Origin of the sequence: Chryseobacterium oleae (assembly GCF_900115055.1) — a bacterium.
Taxonomy (GTDB): domain Bacteria; phylum Bacteroidota; class Bacteroidia; order Flavobacteriales; family Weeksellaceae; genus Chryseobacterium; species Chryseobacterium oleae.
Map to the genome: position 1 here is coordinate 262155 of NZ_FOVD01000003.1, position 25356 is coordinate 287510.

Annotated in this window: 21 protein-coding genes and 2 tRNA genes; 8 read left to right on the forward strand and 15 right to left on the reverse strand. The window is 37.2% G+C overall.

The features are described 5' to 3' along the window. Nucleotides 1–118 precede the first annotated feature (118 nt). Entirely contained in the window at nucleotides 119–1975 is a 1857-nt protein-coding gene (locus BM143_RS11830) for a helix-turn-helix transcriptional regulator (protein WP_090024670.1), read from the forward strand. 12 nt (nucleotides 1976–1987) lie between these two features. Here the strand turns inward: BM143_RS11830 and BM143_RS11835 are convergent, their stop codons facing one another. Further along, nucleotides 1988–3418 carry a tetratricopeptide repeat protein gene (locus BM143_RS11835; RefSeq protein ID WP_139222030.1) on the reverse strand — a complete coding sequence of 477 codons (1431 nt, stop codon included), beginning with the start codon at nucleotides 3416–3418 and terminating at the stop codon, nucleotides 1988–1990. A gap of 465 nt (nucleotides 3419–3883) precedes the next feature. On the opposite strand from BM143_RS11835, the gene BM143_RS11840 reads away from it, so the two are divergent. Next, the gene (locus BM143_RS11840) at nucleotides 3884–5125 is read left to right on the forward strand and encodes a PKD domain-containing protein (RefSeq protein ID WP_090024672.1); all 1242 of its coding nucleotides are present in this window, start codon (nucleotides 3884–3886) and stop codon (nucleotides 5123–5125) included. A gap of 89 nt (nucleotides 5126–5214) precedes the next feature. After that, nucleotides 5215–5286: transfer RNA gene (locus BM143_RS11845), tRNA-Arg, on the forward strand. A 23-nt stretch (nucleotides 5287–5309) separates the two neighbouring features. Here the strand turns inward: BM143_RS11845 and BM143_RS11850 are convergent. Further along, a complete protein-coding gene (locus tag BM143_RS11850; protein WP_090024673.1) occupies nucleotides 5310–6164 on the reverse strand; it encodes an EamA family transporter in 855 nt (284 codons plus the stop codon). A 142-nt stretch (nucleotides 6165–6306) separates the two neighbouring features. Next, nucleotides 6307–7602 carry a CocE/NonD family hydrolase C-terminal non-catalytic domain-containing protein gene (locus tag BM143_RS11855; RefSeq protein WP_228430778.1) on the reverse strand — a complete coding sequence of 432 codons (1296 nt, stop codon included), beginning with the start codon at nucleotides 7600–7602 and terminating at the stop codon, nucleotides 6307–6309. A 17-nt stretch (nucleotides 7603–7619) separates the two neighbouring features. On the opposite strand from BM143_RS11855, the gene BM143_RS11860 reads away from it, so the two are divergent. After that, a complete protein-coding gene (locus tag BM143_RS11860) occupies nucleotides 7620–8060 on the forward strand; it encodes a PKD domain-containing protein (RefSeq protein ID WP_228430816.1) in 441 nt (146 codons plus the stop codon). Between the two features lie 89 nt (nucleotides 8061–8149). After that, nucleotides 8150–8221 (forward strand) — tRNA-Arg (locus BM143_RS11865). 16 nt (nucleotides 8222–8237) lie between these two features. Here the strand turns inward: BM143_RS11865 and BM143_RS11870 are convergent. The 10 genes from BM143_RS11870 to BM143_RS11915 all read right to left on the reverse strand — a co-directional run bounded on the left by BM143_RS11870 (nucleotide 8238) and on the right by BM143_RS11915 (nucleotide 19245). Beyond that, on the reverse strand, nucleotides 8238–8972 hold the full coding sequence (locus BM143_RS11870) for a sensor histidine kinase (protein WP_090024674.1): 735 nt from the start codon (nucleotides 8970–8972) through the stop codon (nucleotides 8238–8240). A 53-nt stretch (nucleotides 8973–9025) separates the two neighbouring features. After that, nucleotides 9026–10309 (reverse strand): tetratricopeptide repeat protein, encoded by a 1284-nt coding sequence (locus BM143_RS11875; protein WP_139222031.1) that lies wholly within the window; start codon nucleotides 10307–10309, stop codon nucleotides 9026–9028. Nucleotides 10310–10510: 201 nt separating this feature from the next. Beyond that, the gene (locus tag BM143_RS11880) at nucleotides 10511–11509 is read right to left on the reverse strand and encodes a T9SS type A sorting domain-containing protein (protein WP_090024676.1); all 999 of its coding nucleotides are present in this window, start codon (nucleotides 11507–11509) and stop codon (nucleotides 10511–10513) included. 222 nt (nucleotides 11510–11731) lie between these two features. Continuing rightward, nucleotides 11732–12646, reverse strand: coding sequence for a helix-turn-helix domain-containing protein (locus BM143_RS11885; RefSeq protein ID WP_090024677.1), 915 nt, complete (start codon nucleotides 12644–12646; stop codon nucleotides 11732–11734). A gap of 77 nt (nucleotides 12647–12723) precedes the next feature. Continuing rightward, on the reverse strand, nucleotides 12724–13521 hold the full coding sequence (locus tag BM143_RS11890) for an SDR family oxidoreductase (protein ID WP_090024678.1): 798 nt from the start codon (nucleotides 13519–13521) through the stop codon (nucleotides 12724–12726). A 113-nt stretch (nucleotides 13522–13634) separates the two neighbouring features. Beyond that, the gene (locus BM143_RS11895; protein ID WP_139222032.1) at nucleotides 13635–13892 is read right to left on the reverse strand and encodes a hypothetical protein; all 258 of its coding nucleotides are present in this window, start codon (nucleotides 13890–13892) and stop codon (nucleotides 13635–13637) included. A 346-nt stretch (nucleotides 13893–14238) separates the two neighbouring features. Beyond that, nucleotides 14239–14691: a hypothetical protein gene (locus tag BM143_RS11900; protein WP_090024680.1), complete on the reverse strand. Its 453-nt coding sequence runs from the start codon at nucleotides 14689–14691 to the stop codon at nucleotides 14239–14241. A gap of 51 nt (nucleotides 14692–14742) precedes the next feature. After that, a complete protein-coding gene (locus BM143_RS11905) occupies nucleotides 14743–17754 on the reverse strand; it encodes a zinc-dependent metalloprotease (protein ID WP_090024681.1) in 3012 nt (1003 codons plus the stop codon). A 109-nt stretch (nucleotides 17755–17863) separates the two neighbouring features. Next, entirely contained in the window at nucleotides 17864–18436 is a 573-nt protein-coding gene (locus BM143_RS11910) for a Crp/Fnr family transcriptional regulator (protein WP_090024682.1), read from the reverse strand. A 50-nt stretch (nucleotides 18437–18486) separates the two neighbouring features. After that, the gene (locus BM143_RS11915) at nucleotides 18487–19245 is read right to left on the reverse strand and encodes a hypothetical protein (protein ID WP_090024683.1); all 759 of its coding nucleotides are present in this window, start codon (nucleotides 19243–19245) and stop codon (nucleotides 18487–18489) included. Nucleotides 19246–20047: 802 nt separating this feature from the next. Between BM143_RS11915 and BM143_RS11930 the strand changes: the two genes are divergently transcribed. Both BM143_RS11930 and BM143_RS11935 read left to right on the forward strand, forming a co-directional pair. Next, on the forward strand, nucleotides 20048–20473 hold the full coding sequence (locus BM143_RS11930; RefSeq protein ID WP_090024686.1) for a helix-turn-helix domain-containing protein: 426 nt from the start codon (nucleotides 20048–20050) through the stop codon (nucleotides 20471–20473). A 104-nt stretch (nucleotides 20474–20577) separates the two neighbouring features. After that, on the forward strand, nucleotides 20578–20910 hold the full coding sequence (locus BM143_RS11935) for a transposase (RefSeq protein WP_090024687.1): 333 nt from the start codon (nucleotides 20578–20580) through the stop codon (nucleotides 20908–20910). 95 nt (nucleotides 20911–21005) lie between these two features. Here the strand turns inward: BM143_RS11935 and pdxR are convergent, their stop codons facing one another. Then, nucleotides 21006–22421, reverse strand: coding sequence for a MocR-like pyridoxine biosynthesis transcription factor PdxR (gene pdxR, locus BM143_RS11940; RefSeq protein ID WP_090024688.1), 1416 nt, complete (start codon nucleotides 22419–22421; stop codon nucleotides 21006–21008). 504 nt (nucleotides 22422–22925) lie between these two features. On the opposite strand from pdxR, the gene BM143_RS11945 reads away from it, so the two are divergent. Beyond that, the gene (locus BM143_RS11945; RefSeq protein ID WP_228430780.1) at nucleotides 22926–23987 is read left to right on the forward strand and encodes a poly(ethylene terephthalate) hydrolase family protein; all 1062 of its coding nucleotides are present in this window, start codon (nucleotides 22926–22928) and stop codon (nucleotides 23985–23987) included. Nucleotides 23988–24136: 149 nt separating this feature from the next. On the opposite strand, the gene BM143_RS11950 is transcribed toward BM143_RS11945, so the two are convergent. Next, entirely contained in the window at nucleotides 24137–25195 is a 1059-nt protein-coding gene (locus BM143_RS11950) for a 3-oxoacyl-ACP synthase III family protein (RefSeq protein WP_090024689.1), read from the reverse strand. Nucleotides 25196–25356 lie beyond the last annotated feature (161 nt).

Consider the following 25356-nt stretch of genomic DNA (forward strand, 5'->3'; position numbering starts at 1 on the left):
ACAATACGTCTACATTAATAAAATACCATTGATTTACAACCAATTACACTTAATCACAAACCTCTATATTTATGAGGTTGTATGATTTCGTTCAACAATTTGTTTTAATTTTAGACCTATGAAATCTGTATTACATCGAATCTTTATATTTATATGGATCTCCATGAGTTTAAGCTGTCCCGCCCAAAACCTTTATACGGACAGCCTTCAGCTGATCATTAACAATCCCAAGGTTCAGGAGAAATCTAAACCGGCACTGCTCAATCGACTTGCAGAAGCTTACAGAATAAGCAGGGATTATGCTTCAGCAGAAAAAAAAGCAAGACAAAGCGCCCGTATTGCCATTCATTATAAAGACTACACAGAAGCTGCCAAAGCCTATACTCTGCTCACTACGATAAAAGCTAATAATCAGCAGCTAAAAACTTTAAAACAGGCAAGCGATTCTGCACTGATCCTGGCACAACAGTCTAAAAATCCTGTAGCGATGGCTTATGGATATTATGCGCAGGCATTTTTATACAAAACTCTGGAAGATCCGGAAAAGAGAATACGATTCTGTCAGTTAGGATTAAAGGAATTGGAAAAATCACCGGATCCTGTGATTACTGCCAAATTATATTATCAGCTGTATGCTGCCAACTCAGACTGGAACAACATAGAAAAAGTAAACCGTTATGCCCGGAAAGCCACAGAAAATGCCTTAAAAACAAAAGATTACAACCTTCTTAGTAACTGTTATACAGCGCTATCTGTAGCTCATGAATATAATTACAACGAATCTAAAGAAAATAAGGAACTCGACAGTGTTTTATTTTATCTGAAAAAAGCTGAAGTTCTGTACACCCAATATCCCAAACAGGTCGCAAAGTACACCCAGGCTATTACCAGTATCAATATTGCAAGTATGTACTTAAAATATTATCCGGCCGGTGATTCTGCAGCAGAATCCAAAGCGGTTAATTATGCCCAATCCGCAGCCAATTTACTGAAAAACGTTCCTCATACCCAGGAAGTAACGGCGAGCAGTTTGGGAATATTAAGTGAATTGGCATCCCGGAAAGGAAATAATACTTTAGCTGAAACCTATTTGCTGGAAGCATATGATTTAATGAAAACCGGAGAGCATCCTTATTATTATACACTTATTAATATCGTTCAGTCTTTGTCTGCCTTTTATGAGCGTCAGGGAGATTTCAAAAAAGCGTTTGAATTTCAGGAAGAAGTCACAAAATACAACAATAAAAATTTCAATCAGAAACAGGCTTTGAATGCACAAAAACTGGAAATTCAATTTGAAACAGAAAAGAAAAACAATGAAGTCCGGATATTGAAAGAAAAAGAGAAAAGTCGGAAAATGCAGAGCTACTTATATGCGTGCATTGCCATAGCTTCTTTATTGGGCTTGCTTTTTATGTTCCGGTCCTATCATTTCAAACTGCGACTTTCTCTGGAGCGTGAAAAACAGCTTCAATTAGAAAATCATGAATCTGAAATGCAGATCAAGCTTGAAAAAGAAGAACAGGCAAGACTGAAAGCAGAACAGCAGCTGCTTGAAGCACAGCAGCAACAATTACAGAAAGAAGCAATGGCCAATGCCCTGCAGCTGGAACATAAAAACCGCGTACTTCATACGATAAAGGACAAACTTGGAGATGATAATTCCCTCAATATGCAGAAGATCGTTAAGGAAGAAATTGTGCTGGATAATGATTTTGAAGATGCTAAATTAAGAATACAACAGATTCACCCGGATTTTTTCAACCTCATTAATGAAAAAGCGAAAAAGAACCTTACACTTCTGGATATGAAACTCTGTGCTTATCTCTATCTTAAGATGGATACGCGTCAAATTTCACAACTGATGCACATAGAACCTAAAAGTGTACGAATGAGCCGATACCGGATCAAACAAAAACTCGGACTGGACAAAGAGGAAGACCTGAATGCTTATCTGCATAAGCTCGGAAATTAAACCCAAAAAAAATTATTTTACCAGATTGCGGAACCACAGATAGATTTCCGTATCATTCGGGATATTGAGCTTTTTGCGTAGACGGTATTTTTTTGTCTGAACGGTCCTTACCGAAGTATAAGTATATTCCGCAATGTCTTTTGTGGAAAAATTAAGATACAGATATGCACAGAAACGGATCTCAGAACTTTTAAGACCAGCCTCACCAAGCTTTTCTGAAAACCCAGGGCAATAATCATTAAAACGGGTCAAAAACTCGGAATTATTTTCTTTGGCCAGCATAATCACTTGCTCAAAAAGATTGTTATTCTGTACGTCGGAAGTTTCAATAGGAATGAAGTCCTTCTGTCTCTCTTTCTTAGTATAAAAAAAATACAGAAAAATAAAAGCTACACATATGGAAAGGCCAATACAGAGAAAGATCAGCGTTTTTCTTTCCAGTGTGTTGCTTCCGTCTTCTGCCAGCTTTTTCTTGTCGAGAATATCTTTCTGAATCTTGTTTTGGGCATCATTTTGATTTTGTATCGTCAACAGCTGTCTGGAATAATAGTCAGCACTGTCCTTCTGCCCCATTTTCTCATAAAGATTGATAAGATTTTTAATGACACCTTCATGATAATTTTCACTTTTATAATGATGAACTGCTATCTTTTTGCAGATCCATAGATTTTTCTGGGCATTTTCGAAGTCTTTTGCCTCCAGATAATATTCCGCAGCATAGATAGAGGCAACGTACTGAAGCCCTATCTCATCCATGCTATGGGCATCCTGCAACGCTTCTTCAATGTAAATCTTTGCCGAATCCATCTTTCCCAGTTTCTGATAGGCTCCGGCAAGATAAGCGGCAGGTTTGTAACTGTTACTTATTTTGTTTTTATTTTCGGCTGTATTTTGACCAGGTTGTTTTCTGTATTCTTTTGCTTTCAGGTAAGCATTTTTATACGCTTTTAATGCTTTTTTATCTTCTTTCATTTCAACATAAATACCCGCATACTGCCAGTCCAGAAGATATTCGTAATAGGGATTTTCTTTTACCTGCACTGCTATGTCATCCAGTAATTTAAGGGCTGCTACTCTTTCACCCAGCTTCTGATGCAAAACAGAACGGATGGTATAAAAATAAAAAACAGCTTCAAAATCAGTTTCGGAAGTGATGAGGTTTTTCTTTTCAATAAGGTCTGTATAATGAAATGCTTTTTTAATATCATTGTTCTTATTGTAAATATTAGCGATCTTAAGATATCCAAATGCTTCGCAATCCCGGTAGTTTTCCTGATGACATATGGAAATGATGCTGTCTATTTTTTTAATCTCAAGGTCTCCTGCCGTAGAAAATTGAATATCAAAAATGATACTTTTCAGTCTTTCTTCAGTAACCTTTTGAGCCAATGAATAGCAATATACTGAAAAGAAAAATAGACAGGAAAGTATTTTTTTAGCCATACTGTTTTTTTAGTGTTCTTACTCTTTTAAAGGCTTTTATTAATCATTGTCGTAGCAAAGTAGCACCTACGTCTTGGGTACTACTCTTTAGTAATCCGTGTTTTAAAATCAGGTCCGGAAAGAAAATAATAATTAATTTCGGGAATCTTTAAAACAGTGAGGCATCCACAATGCCAATGTGATATTTTTACAACAAAGATAAATCCGATGCAATATTAATAATATTTCACTACTATTTATATAACTTTCTATTCAGATATAAATTTTATCAATTAAATATATTTTTTTATGAAGAAAAACTACCCCTTACTATCGCAGGCTTCTGCCCTGCCTATCTTTCCAGGATCTGAAAATATGTATCTTTTCAAAAACCTACCTATTTCACACTAATGATTACCATTTCATGGATCTGTTTTTTTAACCGATCATGGATATTTGGTTTTACTTATTTAAACATTAATTTTTATGAATACTATGATTAAAAGTATACTGATTCTGGTCCTGCTCAATATCTCCACACTCCTTTTCGCTCAGGCTGATCAGGTTTTGTTTATCGGCAACAGCATGACCTATTTTAATGATATGCCGGTTCTTTTTAAAGATCTGGCTGCCTCAAAAGGGAAAAATATTGAAGTCACCTCCCATACTGTGGGTGGAGTTGGATTTGCGAACCATGTCAACGACAATACTCTTTACCAGACCATCCGCTCTAAAAACTACAAATATGTCGTTATGCAGCCCGGCACCGGTGAATCCGGTGGACATTCCGTTCCTGTTGCCCTGACTGCAGAAAGAGGCCGCAAACTTCGCGATTCTATCAGAAAATACAGTCCATGCTCAAAGATCTTTTTATATGAAATTTCGAATGGCATTGGTTCTCAAAATGGATATCCGGCCTATTTTGCGACTCAGAAAATCATCAAGGATTCCATCACAAAAATGTCAACCCTTATGCAGACAGAAATGATTCCGGCGGGAGAATCTGCAAGAGCGCATTATACAGCTACACAGGACCTCGCATTACACAGTTCCTACGGTGATGTTCATCCTAACCCTCAGGGCAGTTATCTTGTAGCCGCTACAGTATATGCTGCACTTTTTCAGGACAGGATCTTTCCGTCTTCTTTCCTTAGCGGAATGACACAGGACAAAGCTGAATACTACCAGCAGCTGGCAGACGGAACTTTCTTCAATAATCCGGCCCAATGGAACGCCAATGTCTTTCACCTTCATGCAGGTTTTTCAGCAAGTGGCAACGGGCAGAATATTAACTTCTCCAATCTTTCTACGAATTATGATACTGTTTTGTGGACCTTTGGAGACGGAACCACTTCTACTGTTATAAATCCGGTACATCTTTATGCAGCCTCCGGAACGTATACCGTATCTCTTAAGGTCACTAAAAATTCATGTTCTGAAACATTCACTAAAACAATCAATACCAGCCAACTTTCAGTTTCTGATTATGCTGTAAAGAAATTTCAGTTTTACCCGAATCCGGTTTCCGACACGGGCTTTTTAAAGACCGAAAAATTCATTAAAGAAATTGAAATCTACAGTATAGATGGCAGAAAAATCAAAACGCTGCCTTATTCAAATGTGAATGATGTAAAGATTGATTTCTCAGCATACAGCAAAGGAATTTACATCCTTACGATACTTTTTGAAGACGGAAATTCTGAAAGGCTTAAAATCATAAAAGAATAAACAGCCAGCTATTCCATTCATTTAAAAGATCTTGAGCAATCAGGGTCTTTTTTTTATTTAAATTAATCAGTATTTTTATTCTCTCCAACGGCCTCATAGTTCAACGGATAGAATAGAAGTTTCCTAAACTTTAGATCCAGGTTCGATTCCTGGTGAGGCTGCACATCGCCATTAAAATAATATTCTACTTAGCTTCTTTACCTTTAGAAGTTATTGCAGAGCCTGCTGATGCAACAACCACACAGGCAACGGCAATACATTCGGTCACTGATAAATATTCCTGTAAAAATACGAAAGCGGCTAGCGAAGCCATTGCAGGCTCAAGGCTCATTAAAATACTAAAAGTTCGTGCTGGTAAATGTTTAAGGGCATTTATTTCCAGCGTAAAAGGAATGGCACTGGAAAGCAGAGCGAGTGCCGCCCCTAAACCTATCAATTGTGGATTAAGGCTAGCAAGCCGTCCATCAAAAATTCCAAATGGCAATATAAAAATTGTTGCAATGAGCATCCCAATGGTAACCGCATCAACGCCTTTCATTATTTTAGATATTCTTCCCCCAAGAATAATATAGGCTGCCCAAAAACCACCAGCGAGTAAGGCTAATAAAACGCCAACTAAGTTTAATCCGTTACTCGACCACGGCGCAATTAATGCAATACCAATGGCCGCTAAAATAATCCATACAAAATCTGTCATTTTTTTTGAGCTGAAAATTGCCAGAGCCAACGGTCCGACAAATTCTAAAGTCACCCCCAGTCCAATTGGAATCCGCTCAATAGCCATGTAGAAAATTAAATTCATGGCACCTAACGATAAGCCGTAAAGTATTACATATTTCCATTGTTTCACATTGAGTTTGGAAAGGTTTGGACGGAAAGCAATCCATAAGATAATTGCAGATAACCCAATTCGTAAGGTAGCAGTAGCCGCTGCTCCAATTTCAGGGAAAAGTCCTTTCGCAATTGCAGCGCCACATTGCACACTGATAATAGATAATAATACGGCCGGAATCGGTGGAAGCTGAAACTTAGTCTTCATTAGTATGATTTGAGTTACAATATTACAGCTTTTGATTTGTCCGGGTTACATTGTGTGAATGTAATTTATCATAAGTTTCATTTCCTAACCGAAAATCCCGACTACCTAATTAACGGAGCTTCATTTAAAAAAATGAGTCAACTCAATGTCTTAATACAGGAATCTTTACAAAGCTGTCGTTGTACCATTTCACTTTTAAGGGTTCTTTTGCATCTTTAATGGTTTCTTCACTGACTGTTTTTCCTGTTCCATAGTTGAGTTCAGAAAATGGGTTCTTATTTACATTTAGATATACAACCAGTCGGCTCCCCTTACTTAGCTGCTTACTTACCAAATGTGTATTGGAGAACGGAATGGTTTCAATTTCATTAGGTTTCAGTAATTTCCTTTTTGTAATATCTGTTGAATAACTTGCCCTTCCAATAAAATAAGATAGATGAAAATATTCTCCATTTGGCATTAATTCATACAATGTCACTCCGATATCCATATCTTTTTTATTGATACTGGCTTTAATTTCCCCTAAAAAGGAACCATTGATTAAGAGTGGTTCTTTCAAGGGTTCACTAATGAAATTAAATCCGTTAGAGGTATCTATTTCCTTGCGAATAATGGGATCCGGGTAGTAATCATTATTTGCTATTTCTCTGTTTGCAAAATCTACCTGTTGCTCTAAATAATTTTTTTTAACAGGTTTTTGTGAATTTAAAGAGTAGAAATTACCTGACTTGTTATCAGTCAGATACAAGGTTAAAAAACCATTACTCATTTTATCAATAGATGGGGCACTGCGCCATTCATTGGCCCCCATTACCTGATAGTTAATCCTATCTTTCAAAACTTTGGGTTTAGGTCCATTTTTTAAAATATAGTCAAACCATTGATACGTAATTGTCTTGATATCAAATAACGCAACAGGGTCTACTTTATATTGGTACAAGGTAGCTTCTCCTCCACTTTGAGTTCCAAAATACCCATAAGGTCCTATAATTGAATACGCAGGTGTTTGAGGACTATACTTTTGAAGTTCTCTCAAATAATATAAACCCGAACTCTGCCCATCATTGTAGTAACCGTCAAATGCCAAAACGGGTATTTTTATTTGTGCAAAATCTTTTTTATAGGGAGTCATTTTTTGCCAATAATGATCAAAAGAAGGATGCCTGATCCATCGTTGAAACCATTTGTTGGCTACCCCGTCTATACTGTCTAATTTTTTATAGGCCACTCCTGTTTCCCACCATTTATTTTGCATTTTTCTAAAACGCTGTCTGTCATTTCCAGCTATGGTGTCCAGATATTTATTATTTCCAACGTAAAATGCCCATTCATAATTAGGATTAATGAAGGTATTATTTTCCATAGGCAAACCCTGTCCCGGTCTCGCTGCTACATAAGGTACGATTGTTTTAAGAGCCGGGTGCAGGTTTTTCAACAAGTGGCAACGGACAGAATATTAACTTCTCCAATCTTTCTACGAATTATGATACTGTTTTGTGGACCTTTGGAGACGGAACCACTTCTACTGTTATAAATCCGGTACATCTTTATGCAGCCTCCGGAACGTATACCGTATCTCTTAAGGTCACTAAAAATTCATGTTCTGAAACATTCACTAAAACAATCAATACCAGCCAACTTTCAGTTTCTGATTATGCTGTAAAGAAATTTCAGTTTTACCCGAATCCGGTTTCCGACACGGGCTTTTTAAAGACCGAAAAATTCATTAAAGAAATTGAAATCTACAGTATAGATGGCAGAAAAATAAAAACGCTGCCTTATTCAAAAGTTAATGATATAAAGATTGATTTCTCAGCATACAGCAAAGGAATTTACATCCTTACGATACTTTTTGAAGACGGAAATTCTGAAAGACTTAAAATCATAAAAGAATAAACAGCCAGCTATTCCATTCATTTAAAAGATCTTGAGCAATCAGGGTCTTTTTTTTATTTAAATTAATCAGTATTTTTATTCTCTTCAACGGCCTCATAGTTCAACGGATAGAATAGAAGTTTCCTAAACTTTAGATCCAGGTTCGATGCCTGGTGGGGCTGCAAAAACATCAATACCTCAGCCTTCCCCGGACCGGTCACTGCCGGCATCTGCATTTATTTCAATATTAATGGATGTCCCTTCGTTTTTAGCCGATTCGATATCAATATTTCCCTTCAGATATTCAACGCGGTTTTTAATATTACTGAAACCAATCCCCGGTTTTTCCCTGATCAGTTCCTGATCGAAGCCACAACCATCATCTTCAACTGTAATATGAACGATATTCTGATGCTGGCTGCATTGAAGAATAATATTTGAAGGTTTAGCGTGTCGTATGGCATTATTAAGCAGCTCCTGTACAATGCGATAAATATGCATCTGCATGGCTAAGGGCAAATTCTTATCTATATTTATGGGCTGAAACTCAATACGGGTATCCTCAATTTGTAATAATTCACAAAGATCATGCAGAGCATCTTCCAATCCTATTTTCAGAAGACTTTCAGGCATCATATTTCTTGCTATATGCCGAAGTTCTTTCACCGATTCATCCAACCTGTTAATAACGGTATCAAGATTTCGGTTGTCTGTTTTGGATTGCTGGGAGAGATTCATTTTTATTCCTGCGAGCATACCACCGAGCCCGTCATGAAGGTCTCGTCCTATCCTCTGGCGTTCTCTTTCTTCTGCATCCAGCATAGCATGAACAAGCTTGAGATGATGCTTTTGTTCTATTTCTTTTAAATGCTGATTATGATTAATTTCCTCCTGAAGAGACAGTTTTTTTACACTTTTATAATAGTAAGCCAAAAATAGAATTCCTATCAGGAGTGCAGATCCTGTTAAGCCCAGTATCCAACTTGTTAATTTTTGATTTTTATTATTAAGCTCCTCCTTTTTTTTTCCGCTTTAAGTTTTACAATGGCATTCTCTTTCTCAGAATTCTTGAACTTTGCTTCTATGGCTATCATATCTTTATCAAGCTGAGCTTCATACATGCTATCGCTTAATATATTACATTTTTTCTGCCAGTTATAAGCATCTTCATTTTTCCCCAAAGCATGAGAAACACGGGCCAATTTTTCATACAGTCTTCTTTTATTATCTATTTTATAGGTGTATCCATTCCCCTGCACTTGAAAAAGCAATTTTTCAGCATCTGCGTACTTCTTCATTTTAAATAAAATTTCATGCTTTTTTATGAGCAGGCTATTTTCTAAGTCAATGCTTCTGATAGCTTTTGCGTATTTTGCCCCCTTATTATAGCTATGTATAGCTTTATCATATTGACCTATTTCATCAAAATAGCGACCTTCTGCTAAGTAATAATCGCCATTATCCGAAGCCCCTGAATTTTTATCCAGTATCTTACGTGCTTCTTTTAACATGATTCCGGCCTCTTTAAACTTCCTTGCGTACGTGAGGTTTTCAACAGAATAAATATAGGTACGCACCAATGTATTATTATTCTTAGGCATGCAGTCTTTCATACTGATGACTTTTGAAAAGTACTCCCCTGCATGTTCGTATAATTGCCTGTTCATCATTAAAACACCCACTTGTGAGTAGTATTTCGCCAGAACAGTTTTATCACCGCTTTTTTTAATAAGAGGAATCACTTTATTAATAATGACCCAAAGTGCTCTTTTTTCATTGCTATTTCTTTGAGCCATTATGGCTTCACTGTACCAGGCTCCTGCTAAATTGACGTAAGCATCTGGGGTGTGAAACACAGAGAGCAGAGAATCTGTTTTGTGAAGAGCTTTTTGGCTCTTAGAAGGCTCCATATAGGTATATAGAGTAATTATTGTTTTGTAATACAGCCCCAGCAGAAACCGATTGTTTTTAAAATGTGATCTTCCTTCAGTCAGATATTTTTCAGCTTTTGGCAAATCTTTCTTTATAGACCAATAATGAGCCAGCAGAAAAGCTGTTCTTGCTTTCATACTATCATTTTTCTGAGTACGTAAAGAAGTGTAAAGGCTGTCATGGTATGCCTGATGATTGAGAGGCAGCTGCCCCTTCACAGTACTCATCAATAAAATAAGGGAAATGAAAAACTGCAAGGATAATACAATGGCAGCTTTTTTAAATTTAACTATCATTTGTTCATCAATTTGTGTTTTGCTAATATAATAATAAATCAAACGGAAAGAGCCTCCGGAAAATCCCGGAGACTTATTCCTATAAAAACCACTTACCGAAAGTCTGATGATGAAACCTAAAATTTATTATTCAGAGATGAACACATACTTATGCGAAAGTTCATTCCTGATCCACAACCTATAACAATTTTTTGTACTTCCGGACTGATCAATGGTTTTTATGCTGAAAACTAAAATCTTGCACTATTTCTTTATCATTTTTTTCGAAACTGTATTTCCATTCTTCAACTCTCCCTGAATGATATAAGTTCCTTTTGGGAGTTTTGAAACATCAATATTCTTCATATTTCCGGTTTTTAAAACAGATTTTCCATCAAGAGAAGTAACGGTAATTTTTTTAATATCTTCATCAGACTGTAATGTAACCGTATCTGAGCTTGGGTTTGGGAATATTGAAATATCTGTATTCTTTTTGTTGACATCAGAGGTTGATAAAGCCCCCGGGACAAGATAAGACACTACCTTCGAAACATTGGTATTTCCGTTTAATGTGAAGGTATTGATGCCAAAGGAGAAAACCATTCCAGAAGTCTGGCTGACCCATTGGTAAGATTCATGGGTATAGGAAAAAGGCGGCTGCCCCGGCTTGGTCTGAGTGGCAGTCCTCATCCTCTTTACCCTGAGAACATTTGTATACGTTCCGGTAGGGGTAATAACGGTTCCATAACCGTCTGCAAGAAAAGATTCCTGTCCTGATTCACTGCTATTTCCTATGGATGCCGAAACCGTATTGAACTGATAATTCTCATTAAACTGCTGCAGATACGTGACCGGAAACTTGTACATGATCAGGGGATCAGTATAGGTTATAGTTCCATCACCCAGACTTGGCCCGAAATAAGTTCCAATCATAGTAGCTTCTGTATCCGTCATGATGTTAAAATCATAATTATCAATTAAAGCCGGCTTCGTCACTCTGTTTGCTGAAGAAAACCTCGAACAGTTGGTCTGCCCGGGACATTCACTGATGGTAGATGTTACGATATTAGCCGCTGTATAAGCAGAAAAATCCCATGTAACATTAGCTCCGGCTGATCCTGCAGTGATGGATGTAGATGTCACATCACCTGATCTGAATGTAGTAGGTATATTAATCCTGTCTATCGCGGATCTGGTTACCGTAGGCTGCGCATAGGCCATTATTCCTACGGTAATGGCTAAAAGAAAGTTAATTTTTTTCATGTGTTTATACAGGATTTGGTGATAGTGATTTATATGGAGTGTTTTTTTATTACAAATGTATCTTTAGGTTCATAGACTATCAATCCTGAAAAAAAAGTATTTTTTTCTACCTATAATTAGGTATTTCACATCATTTTTAAAATCACTACTTTCATCCGTTCTGTTGTAAAAATAAATAAGCCCGACTCATTGCCGGGCTTATTTTGAATGTATGATTGGGTCTCAATTAAAAGACTGTCTGTAACTCAGAGGTGTTTTGTCTGTTTTCTTTTTAAACAGTTTATTGAATGACTGCGGATGCTCAAAACCTAGCGCATACGCTACTTCCGATACGGAAAAACTGGTTGCTGTAAGATATTCTTTGGCTTTCTCAATCAATTTTTCATGAATATGCTGCTGTGCATTCTGTCCTGTAAGATTCCGGAGCATATCACTCAGATAATGAGGGGAAAGATTAAGCTCGGAAGCCAGAAATTCCACTGTGGGAATGCCGTTATTTAAAGTCTGTTCTTTATTAAAATAGTCTTCCAGTACCGTATCCATTTTGGACAGCAGATCACTGTTGACTGCTTTTCTGGTAATAAACTGTCTCTTATAAAACCGATTGCTGTAATTCAACAGAACCTCTATATAAGAGATAATCACATCCTGGCTTACCTCATCAATGGCGGTATTCAATTCATTTCTGATATTGTCCAGCAGTCCGGTGATCACCGTTTTTTCCTGATCAGACAAATGCAGGGCTTCATTCGTATCATAAGAAAAGAACCCGAATTTCTTAATGTTCTTCGCTAAAGGATAAGTACGTATAAAATCCGGATGAACCAGAAGTGTATACCCGCAGTATTCTGCATCCACATCTGTAGAAAGGATCTGCCCCGGCGACGTGAACATCATTCCGCCTTCATTAAAGTCATAATATCCCTGCCCATACCCCATTTTCCCATGTTCGGAAAATTTATAGGAAATCTTATAAAAATTCATTAGGAAACTTTTTTTCAGCATTTCTTTATCCACACTCATTTGGGTATTGTCTACAAGGCTTACCAATGGATGTACAGGCTTGGGAAGCTTCAGCAGATCGTGAAGTTCCGATATGGAGGAGATTTTCATTGGGGTATTGTCTTTCTTTTCCATGATATAAATGTATTAAATATTTGCTTGTAAAAACCGTATAAACAAGATGTATTTACACGGTCTTCCTATTTATATTTTTAGATAAACTGTTTCCCGAACTGCTCTCTGAAAAGCTCGTCTCCCAATTCAAGACGCTGTGCGTAAATCGCTTTGGCATCTTCTCCGGCTACATATCTCAACTGTTTTTTACCATCTGTAGCTGCTTCATAAACTACCTCAGCAATTTGTACAGGTTCAGAAGCCGCTTCCATCATTCCTTCCATTTTAGAGAATAGGGAATTGCTCATTTCATCATAAGCAGGGCTTGTAGCAGCATCTAAGGAACGGCTCACAAAATCAGTTTTAATTCCGCCGGGAGAAACGGTCTTGATATCAATTCCGAATCTGTTTAATTCGTATGCTAAACTTTCGCTCCAGCCTTCAAGCGCCCATTTGGTAGCATGATACGTAGATCCTAAAGGAAATGCAACCAATCCGCCTATTGAGGTGGTCGAAATAAACATTCCGCTCTGTTTTTCTCTGAAGTGCGGAATAAATGCCTGTGTCACGCGGATTACACCCAGAAGGTTTGTATCCAGCTGCTTTAATATTTGTTCGTCAGATAAAGCTTCCAAAGGACCGATAAGGCCATAACCAGCATTATTAAAAACCACGTCCACATTACCCAGCTCAATTGTCTTTTTCACGGTTGACTTGATCTGTTCCAGATTGGTGACATCCAGCGGAAGCAGGGTTACATTTTCAAGGTCTTTAAGTTCCGTTGCCGCTTCAGGGTTTCTCATGGTAGCGATAACGTTCCATCCTCTGCTTTGAAATAATTGGGCAGTCGCTTTTCCTAATCCTGTAGAAGCGCCTGTTATAAAAATTGTTTTCATTTTGTTCTGTATTAAATTAACAGGACAAAGGTCAGCATTAGAATAAAGGCCGGAGTTGCCAAATTGGACTAACGTGTAGCCAAAATGGATTTTAAGATTCTGTTGATGAAAAATTAAGGATGATCTGACTGAACGTCAGTAGTACAGGAAGAATAGGAAGCTAAACATAAATTGGAGAAAAAATCATTATCCAGCAGCTTATTCCATTTTTGAAGGTTACTGATATTAATGCTCTTTGATTTATACATTTCTTCAATTTCCTCTTCGCTGCATTGAAAGAAAGCACAGATTGTGTCCATTTCCACTTCAAGTTCAATGACTTTAAGCCTTATAAATTCGCCAATATTAATGATCATAAAATCAAAATGCATAGATTCAGTCGTTTATTATTATGTGACAACTTTTGGTATTTATAAGAAGTTAGAAATGATTGCCTTATAAATCAACCTACAAATTAAATATTTTCCCATATCCAGATACAATCCAGTTTTTAATTTTTACCATAGACAGTTCCCTTCTTCCTTCATTTGTTGTATTATCAACTGGGTCTTCATAAAACAGCGAACTGGATCATTTTCAATAGAACGAAAAATAATTTCTTTGTAATGGTATTTGACTAAGCTATTATATTTTTCATAACATAGTAGATTTAACTTTTTTATCCCTGGTTTTTGGATCCGGGGATATTTTAATTTCACATAAATATTCAATGGATTTTTATTTCCTGTCAGATGTTTTTGGGATCGGAGCATCTTTTACCTCATCATTTTCCTGACCAGCCTTTACGCCCTGAATTTCATAGGATTTGTAATAGTTCCTGCGCTTTGTAGGTTCAAAATACACCTCCTTCCCATTATCGGAAAATGATCCTGATATTTTGTCATGGCGCAAAGTAAAAGATATGATACGCGAACCGTTTTCACTTTTTCCTTTAAAAAAGAGCATTCCCGGTATTTTTTGTTCAGAAATCTGATTTTCAGACACCTTAAAATTCAGCTTTTCACCATAAGCTGAAAATAGAGTGACTGTGTATACTTTCTCAGGTTGTTTTGCTACTTCCCGCTTCAGTTTTTTTCCATTAAAATAGAAAATATAGCTTCTGGCCTGCGAATGCATAGCCATGGATGCAAGAACTGCTGCTACGGTGATGATTTTTTTTATTGCTATCATAAGAAACAAAAAGGAGTACGAAATGTACTCCTTTTTTTAAATTTAATTCGTTTATTTTTTTATAATCTTTGTGGTATACACCTTTGTATTGTTGTCATACAATACCAGAATATAAGTCCCTGCTGTAAAGTCTTTGAAACTGATTTCCTCTGTAAATTTCGGCTTTCCTCTTAAAGATTTTCCGGAAAAATCATAGATCTCATAGTGAGTGACCTGCTTTTCCGTTTTTACCTTTAAAATATCCTTTACAGGGTTGGGTGCAGCCGTAATACCGGAACTCTTCTGATCTGCTTCACTGATACCTAATACGGTACCGCTGGTTATCGTTAACGGTCTTGAATTACTGCTTTCATTCACACAATAGGAAGTCATTACTTCCGATATGTTTTTTCCTACAAAAACAGATGTATTGGAAACGTCGCTAGTTTTATATGAGATGCCTTTTACGATGTAAGCTCCAACAGGCAGTGTTGTAAAGTTGGCACTTGTACTCACTGCCGCGATTTTACCCGTAGAATTATTGACAGCCGTAAACGTATAACTGTAGCCTGCAGGAGGTGCAGACGTTTTATACACAGAACCTTCTCCTGTTACATTGAATGTATAGGATGCAGCTGAAGCCGGATTGCTCAGATTAGATGCAATAAAATAATAATCTGTTCCTGCATTTAATACCGCCGCTTTTGTAGTATTGCTTGCAGATACCCCGCCACCACCCGTGGAATAACCATTTGAAGTTATAAAATTACCCGTACTTCCAGGATTACCGGAATGAATAGCCATCGTCAGGAATGAATTTCCTGCATTTTGAAACTGATAGCTTCCTGTTTTGGTTACCCTGAATTTAATTGTATGGGTAGGATAATTATTCGTTATAGAAACTACCGACCCCTGTGTCATGGAATTATTCGTATATACAATAATTGCATTATTTACTGAAGGCGTATTGTATACAAAAGTTTTTGACAGGTAAGAAACTCCGGCTGCAGGCGGCGCAGACATATTAAGGTTTGCTGCTGCGTTACCGGATGCTGCCGATACTGAAGAAACCGGAGAAATAAGCGTAGAATAAGCAACACAGGTAGATGAGACCGTAAAATTGTTATCCGAAACATCAAAAAACTCTGCATTGGGATTAATAACGCCTACAACTTTTATTCTTGCTCTGTCCGTAGCCGGAACGTTAGGGATTGTTACAGATTTGCTTCCATTGTTCACGGCATCTGAAGCCAAGGTAATCGGGAATGTATCTCCCCCGTCCAGAGACAGTAAAATATTAACCTTATCCTTTATATTGTCTGTTCCATTCACGGTCCATTGAACATTCACTGCCGTATTGGCACTCACTGAAACTCCTGTTGCATTAGGATAACTTACACTAAGAGGTCCGTCATTAGTAACGGTTACACTGATTTCATCTGAATCTAAACCTCCATTGGTCACATTATTATCTCTCACCGTAAAACGGAACTTCATCGTTCTTGCCACTAAAGGAAGAGCTTCCGCTTCTTTTGTTTCCGGTGAATTCTGATTGTTCAGGACAAACGCCATTTTCGGAAAATACCTTTCTGTCGTAGAAGTGCTTTGTTCAGAACGGAACAAGGGCGCCGTTGTACTGTTTAATGCATTATATCCTCCCGTTCCTGTGATAGCTGAACCAAAAGCTCCTTTATCATTGGCAGAGGCTACATCGGCTTGCTCCCATGTATAGGAAAGGTTGGTATTATCGTTATCTGATCCGGTTCCTTTTAATTTAAACGGAGTATTTTTAGGAATAGAAATATCTGCGCCGGCATTGGCTACCGGAGGAACATTATTAACCGCCTGCGTGGTATAGCAATTGGCTGAATTCTGAATATTATTAAGGATCTGATCCAGGCTTTTAGCGTTAAAATAATTGAGGTTATATTCTCCTGTATTGGTCTGATCACTTGGTGAGGTACAATTGTTTCCATAACTCATGATAGTTGTTCCGCCTCCGGGTTCCACGGCAGCGGCAGCACTCCATCCGCTCGTACAGAATGTCGGGCTTCCCGCACTTCCTCCTACAGCATTATAGGTATGCCCGGCTGAAAACTGATGTCCCATTTCGTGTACAATTACATTAGCAACCATTCCTTTAGGCATCGTCAACGACCACTGACTCCATGCTCTTGCTTTAGACGTATCATTACAAGGCTGCGGACCTGCCTGACCATTTGCTGTCATGGCATTAGTACTTAAAATATTGAAAGTATGCCCAATGTCGTACTGATTATAAGCCAATGTCCCGTCCGTCTTCATGGTATCAAAACCCGTCTGGGAGTTGGCAGCACTTGAGAAGTTAGGATCTACCGTAAAAGGGTCTGTAGCGGCATTTGAGAAGATCAGCGATTTGTCGGTTGTCTTTGAAATTAATGTAAATGTAATGGCAACTTCAGATTCATATATTTTATTAATCAGATTGACCATATTCACCAATTCAGCTAACGCGGCATCTTTATCTCCATTGAAAGCTGCTGTAAATTCTCCTGTGGCTGCAACCGCCATTCTGAATTTCTTGATCTGTCCACCATAAGGAAAATTAGTGACAGAAAGAGAATTTTTCATTTGATTTAATTCCTTAGAGAGCATATGATCTTCATCAACACCACACTGAACGCCTGCTCCGAAATCAGAAAACGCACTGTACATACGAAGTTCATTCTTCCCGGTTTTGTAAGGTTCCACGTAGAAATAGCCCTGATCTGTCTTCACCAGAGCATTGATTTTATCATTGAAAACTGAAAGTTTCATAGAAGATTTCCCATCTTCGCTCACCCCATCGAAAGTAATGATATCTGAAAGTCTGTTTTCGGAGAGACCGTTTTCCTTCAGGCTGAACTTAGTGTCTTTTCCGGCAACGGGCAGAACAATAAATTCATTACTGATCTTTCCTTTACTGTGGCGTCTGTCCGTTATTCGTTTTTCAAATTTCTCGGAATCGAAGTGGAAGACTGTTCCGGGGACTTCATTTGGGGTTATTTTCTGGCTCAATACAATACCTGAAAATAACATGGAAACAAAAACAACTGTTTTTTTCATAAATTGAATATTTAAGTGATGATATAATTTTTTAAACGGATTGGAGGTTAAGAGGCTTGATGTTACTATCCATCATATCTTTTTCAAAGTTTTGAACGTTGACAAGGATTTAAAAACCTCGTATTCTTTTCCTGATTCTGCTTAAAGATTGTGGCTGAATCCCCAGATAACCTGCGATGTGCTTTTGGGCCACCAGCTGAAGAATTTTAGGGTTTTCCAGCAACAGTTGATGATAGCGTTGCTCCGGAGATATACATAGTAAACCTTCAATTCTTTTTTTAGCATGGAGATACACAGCTTCGGCAATTTTTCTCCCGAATTCCTGCCAGTATGCCTCTTTGTGATAAAGGCTTTGAAGGTGATCTTTATGCAGAAGAAATACCTCAGAATCTTCTATAGCTTTGATATTGATTTTGGATTTCACACCATATAAAACACTGTCATAATCTGTAATAAGGCTGTTTTCCAGATGGAAATTAACGTTGATATCCCGGTCATAAAAGCTTCGCATCAGTCCACATTTTAAAAATCCTAAATGCTGACAATACTCACCTTCTCTTAAAAAGAAATCGGACTTTTTAAACGTTACTTTTTTCAAATAGCTGCAGAACTCTTTATAATGCTCTTCATCTACCAGAAATAAAGAACCGTAGACTGCGTATTCTTTAGTGATGCTTTCCATATAGAATTGGTTTTAATACATTCTAAAATTCATAGACCCTTCGTCATGGATTAATTTATCTTTCTTGCAAATAAGGCATTGAGATAAAACACACCTTGCCAGTTATTTAAACTTTCTGCTCTTACCACTGAAACCGTTAATCTTGTTTTCCCCGCTCCGGTATTGGCAATACTTATGATGTTTGCAGTATATACATCCGGAAAACTGGAATTGTTTCCGGCGGTCAGCTGAGGATACAGATTGGTAATATTGAGCGCCGAACCCTGATACTCGTAGATAATAGTCATTCTGGCTGGCTGACCGCCAGTCGTGTTGACTGATGTTTTAGAAATAACCCACCAGTTATCATTATCATACGTGCTCACAGAATGGTTGCTAAAATCTGCTGCATACTGGTTGTGAGGTGGTATCTTCACCTGAAAGCCGTAAAGGTCCACATTAGTCGGTCTCAGAGCCTGCCAGACACCGGGAGACGGCAATGCTGCAGGATCAAAGTAATAATAGCCAGGAGCCGAGATATTCAGGGCTGACCCGGTTGCTGTTCCTGTAGTGATATTATTAACGTAAATCATGGTAGATTCCGGCACGGCAGGACTGCTGTTATTCCCCATCGCCTGTGCTCTGGCTCTGTCCACATTGGGAATTAATATCCCATCTTTCAGATTCGGGTTCAAAACGCCTGCAGGAGTCCTGGCAGTAATATCTACCGTTGCTTTTGGGGTTGAATTATTGATTCCAACCTGAGCATTCATTGAGGCAAATCCGCATAAAGTAGCGGCTGCACTGATTGTTTTAAGTGTTTTTATCATAACGAAATAATTGTGTCAAAATTTAAAAGGAGCTCTATACCAGGTATAAAGCTCCTTATCGAAATATTTTTTTATGATTTGTGTTCTGTTATTATATATTTTCTGGCCAGGATTCAACGGGCGATTTTCCTGTACCAATGACAATAGGTTTTTCTGATTGCAACAAAACTGCCTTATCATAGATTCCATTGTGAATAATAGTTCTTCTCCGAAAAGAATCCCCAGGTAATAATTGTATGGAAAGGAAAGAGATCTTGTCAACGGCAAGACAGCTGCTGCTCTTTTCTTTATCATGAGAAAATTCATTATTTATTCAACGGTTGTAGAATTATTACTAATGCAAAAAAAACATATTTTGTACATTTTTACATCATCCAGTTTGTTTTTATATACAACTCCAGTTTTAATGATCTTAAATTTCGATATCTGAAAACTGGTCATGTCAAAACTTAAAAACTGGACTATACCGAGGGGTATTTTTTTCTCTTTTTTTGTAACAGCCAATGGATATGATATGGACAATCCATCTCATCTTCTTTCAACAGGCTGCTATTTTTTCAATTACAAAAATTATGGAAATTGGCGATACAGATTAACAGTTATGAAATACTGATAGGAAAAACCATTTCAGAGGCACAGCATATTTTAAATCAGCCCATCGTTATAAGCCCTCAATCTATAGAGCATGAGTGTATATTGACGACCTACTTTTGGGGGCTGATCAGAAAAAAAATGTTTCTGTACTGTGGGAATGGCAAAATTCTGGGCTATCGTATTGTTTACATTAAAAAATATACTATCAATGATTTTTGAGTCAAAAAATATTCATATCGGTTCATTAATAGAGAAACGCGTCCAGGAATCCGGTATAGACATGACCCGGATCTGCAATTTCTTTAAATGTAATGAAACAAGCATTAGAAAAGTGTACAGCAGTAAATCCATAGACTCGGATCTACTTTTAAAATGGTGTAAATTACTGGAATATGATTTTTTCAGAATGTATACTCAGCATCTTATTCTGTATTCCCCTGCTACTAAACAGATCACAGCGGAGACCACACTTCCCCGGTTCAGGAAAAATATTTACACCAAAGAAATCATAGATTATATTCTGGATTTGGTTCAAACCGGTGAAAAAAGCAAGAAACAGATCATAGATGAGTACAAAATTCCAAAAACCACACTCTACAAATGGATCAGTAAGTATAATGTGAGCCAGGATTAAACAATTAATATTTTGAAACCGGAAGATACATATCGCTCTTCTTTGTAGTGATACTTTTACCTCCAACACTTCCTTACAACACAAAAAACACTTATTTAAAAACGATGGAAAAAACCATACCGGATTATAAAAAATTATATACGGATATACTCATAAAAAAGGGACTTCAGCATGATAAAGAATGTCTGTATATTCTGAAAAAAAGATATTTAACCACCCTTGATGTTCTTTTACTTAATGATCTCATCTTTAAAACAAGCTGTCGGGAAACTGAAATTTTCAATCAAAAACACAGGTCTTACAATGAGGAGGCCATCATTAAAATATTAGATTATCAGCGATCCAATAATTTAAACAACAGTCAGCTCTGCAGGCACTTCAAGCTCAGCAGAAATACCATTGCGAAATGGAAGAAACTATACAGTAAATCAGTTTAGTGCGTTTTTCATAGTTCAAAGAAGAAGGAAGCTGATGATCAGCTTCCTTCCGTTTTAAAATATAATTTGTTTGTAAAATGTTTTAAAATCAAAACTTAGAAATACTCAGCCATCATCTTCACGGCTTCTTCCAGATTTTTTTCGGATACGGAACCAAAACTCACAAGAACTCCCTCACCTTCATTTTTATAATAATCATGACTGATAATAGATCTAATTCCTCTGGCGGCAAGTTCGTCTTTTAAAAACCGGTTAAACTCTTCCCGCATGGGTTTTACAGGAGTGATCCAATAGCCAAGCCCCAGTTCCGGTTTGGTATATTTTATTTTCCCGTTGAGGTATTTATTCAAAAGTTCATCCAGAAAATCCCGCTTGTTTTTGTAATGACGGACAGATTTCTTTAAGTGCTTGGTATAAATTCCATCTCTTATTAAATTGAAAAATGCTCTTTCCATAATAGAATCACCATTAATATCAATGATTCTTCTAAGTGCTACCAACTTTTTAATGAGTGCATGACTGCTGGCAACGTATCCGATTTTCAAAAAGGGACTTACCGATCTGCTGAAAGTTCCTACATAGATATAGTTTCTTACATTTCCGTCACTGCATAAGGGTAAAAGCCTGTTCTGGCTGTAATTGAGATCAATGCAGTAATCATCTTCTATAATGTAAAAATCATGAGCGTTTGATAATTCAATCAGGTTTTTACGTCTCGATTCACTTAAAATGGCAGTTGTGGGAAACTGGGAATTCGGAGACACGTACACTGCTTTTATATTCATCCCCATTTCAATATATTTTTTGATATCTGAAACGAGAATTCCGTCTGCATCCACCTCGGCAAATAATACCTTTGCTCCTGCATATTCAAATGCATCCCACGCAAGCCTGTATCCCGGATGTTCTACAATAACGCAGTCACCACTTTTCAACAAACATTGTGAAATCATAAACAAAGCCATCTGACTTCCTCTTGTAATGCATATATTATTTTCATCTCCTGCGATTCTTCTCTGATGATTCAGCATTTGAGATAAAACTAATCTCAGTTTCCTGTATCCTGCAGGATCGCTGAAGGTATGCAGTTTCTGTTTCTGTATTTTTTTGAGGACCAGTTTATATTCCCGGATGATATCTTCCATAGGAGACAGATTAGTGTCCGGAAGGCCCTGATCAAAAACAATTTTATTAATAGCAGAAATGCTTTTGGCATGATCCGTAACGATTTCTTTTACTTCTAGTTGCGGAAGATTAAAGGAAACAAATGTCCCGGATCTCTGTTTAGAGGTCACCCAACCCTGGTATTCCAATTGATTATAAGCTTCGATCACTGTATTTCTGTTTACCTGCAGCATATCTGCAAGTTTTCTGGTCCCTGGAAGAACATTTCCTCTTTTCAGTTTACCGGAATGTACAGCGTCTATAAGGGTTTCAACAATCTGTTGATAAACAGGAAGCTGAAAATATTTTTCATCAATTTTCAGATCCAGATTCCAAGGTCTTAACATTTTATAGGCTGTTTAATTAAAATCTTTATCTAATCAATCTAATTGACTTGTAAGCAGTTAATTTATTGACTGTCAAAGAAAAAATATTTTAATCTCATCTTGCTAGGCCAGTTTTAAAATTTAACACAAGCCAGTTTTTTTCAAAACAGAATTGAATAATCAAATAACTTCTTTTTTTCTAATCAAAATAAAAACATAAAATACTGATAATCAATAATTCATACAAAATCCTTGATTCCTTAATGCTTCATTTAGAATCATTGAAAAACACATTAACTCTACTATTCATTCATTAAAATAAATACTGCTAAAAAAAATATAAACTGTATTCAAAAAAAATAAAAAACTGGATCAGAAGTAAAATTAACTAAAACATTTTCTTTGCCTCAATAAATCACTTAATAATGAAAAAATATTAATTTTACTAAAATAATTAAATAACTTGAATACAGATATTTAAAACTCATATCTAATCAAAAAACAAAAACCATAAAAAATAAACTTATGAAAAAATTAATCTTTTCGGCACTGACAATATCGCTGTCATTGGTATCCTGCCAAAACAATGATGACCTATTAGAAAATTCTCCGGAAAACAATCTTACTAATGAAAGTCAAATGGCATCAAAATCTAATTTCTTCCCTGTTACGGGGCAAGCCAATGAGCAATACGGAAGTATGGGCCCTTATGCCGTGAGCACAGATGCAGTACTTGGAGACTGTGGAAACCTGGGTGGCATCATTGTAGATGTTCTTCAATCCATTAATGTGCTGGATCATACCATTCAATGCACCAACAACTTCCCTTTTGGAAACGGATCTCCTATTATGACATCAGTATATTATCCATCCAATATCGCTAATATGGATAAACTTCCGGTTGTCAATTTTGTTGGAGGTATACTTTCCAATGAAGGAAATTATGCGCAAATGCTTAAGCTATGGGCAAGTCATGGTTTTGTGGTAGTCGTTTCTTCAGACTTTATCAATTCAATGCCGGAAATGCATATTCTGGGCGCTTTAAAAGCTTCAAAGCTTAACAAGGATACCCAATCTCCATTGTACGGGAAAATTGATATGTCCAGAATGATTATAGCCGGGCATTCAGCAGGTGGCGGAGCTTCCCTTTTAACCTCAAGTATTCCCGATACCGCTTTGAAACTGATCGATCCGGCGCTGAAAGTCGTTGGATCCCTTCCAATTGAACCTGGGCCCGCAGCAGTAAGCTTTACGGTAAAGGCACCCACCCTGATTTTAACCGGAAGGCTTGACATTGTGGTGATGCCATGGTACACGAAACTGCATCAGAGTCATCTTCTCAATCAGTCTCCGGCCTGGGCAGCCACTGCCACTACAGCAACCCATTTTAGCCCGACCATGGAGATTTCTAAGAATGAATTTGCGGGAATCAGCGTAGCCTGGTTAAAATATACAGGTTATAATGACGCTGACGCCCGAACTTATTTTGTAGGCCCGAACTATAAATTAAAATCCGACTCACAGTTTCTTCAGGGAATTCATCCCTATAGAGTGGTAAGAAACTCGATTGCTGATGATCTTCAGTAATTCAAAGACATACAAAAAAACAACAGATGTCTATTCATAGATAAAGTAAAATAATTAAGGCTCAGATGATAAAAATCTGAGCCTTTTTTCAATATACGAGATCAAAATATGATTATAACAATCATTTATTTTCTCTTATAAGTTGTAATTTAAAATTTATAAACGAATGAATTGATATTCATTCCCGCACCTACAGACGCAAACAGAACCACCTGACCTTCTTTTATTTCGTGGGAAGGAAGTTCTCCATTCAAGATCATGGTAAGCAAAGAAGGAATCGTAGCTACACTGCTGTTCCCTAATTTATTGATGACCATCGGCATAATGTTTTCAGGCATCGGAAGGTCGTATAGCTGATAAAAACGCTTTACGATAGCCTCATCCATTTTTTCATTAGCCTGATGGATAATGATCTTATCAAGCTGATCTATAGAATATCCGCTGGCATCCATACATTTTTTCATGGCATCTGCTACATTTACAAGCGCAAATTCGTAGATCTTACGGCCATCCATTTTGATGTATTTCGTATCCGGACAGCTTTCGTTGTTGTATGATTTTCCGAAAAACAAAAAGTCTTTCTCGTTTAAAGTGTAAGAAGCTGATAGGTGAGACTGTATTCCGCTGTTATCATCACTTATTTCAAGAATAGCCGCTCCAGCTCCGTCAGCATAGATCATACTGTCTCTGTCGTGGATATCCACTACTCTGGAAAGTGTTTCTGCCCCAATAACAAGGCAACGTTTTGCAATACCTGATCTGATGAAGGCATTGGCCTGTATCACCCCTTCAATCCAGCCCGGACATCCGAAAAGGACATCATAAGCCACGCAAAAGTTATTTTTGATTTTTAGCAAATGCTTTACCCTTGAAGCCAGACTCGGAACACTGTCCGACTGAACGGTACCGAATCGCACGTCCCCAAAATTGTGGGCAAATATGATATAATCCAATGTTTCAGGATCTATTTTAGAATTTTCTATCGCTCTCTGTGCTGCTATCAGTCCCAGATCCGAGGTCACCTGATGTTCAGATGCGTACCTTCTTTCTTCGATGCCGGTAATTTCCTTTAGCTTTCTGGCAATAATATCATTCGCTTCCTTTAATGACTCTCCGTTTTTATTAATAAAATGATGCTGGTCAAAAAATAAATTTGTAATTGTTTCCGGCGGAATATAATTGCCGACGCCTATAATCTTGCTTGTCATTAAAAAAAAATTATAATCTTCTTAAATTCATTTCGTATTTTTCATGAATTTAAATATTGTACAATAATAACGATAAAATATCTATTAATCGTATGATAAATTATAATTGAATATTTATATTGGTATTCAAAGCATACGATGGGCTTTCAAATTTCGCTAAA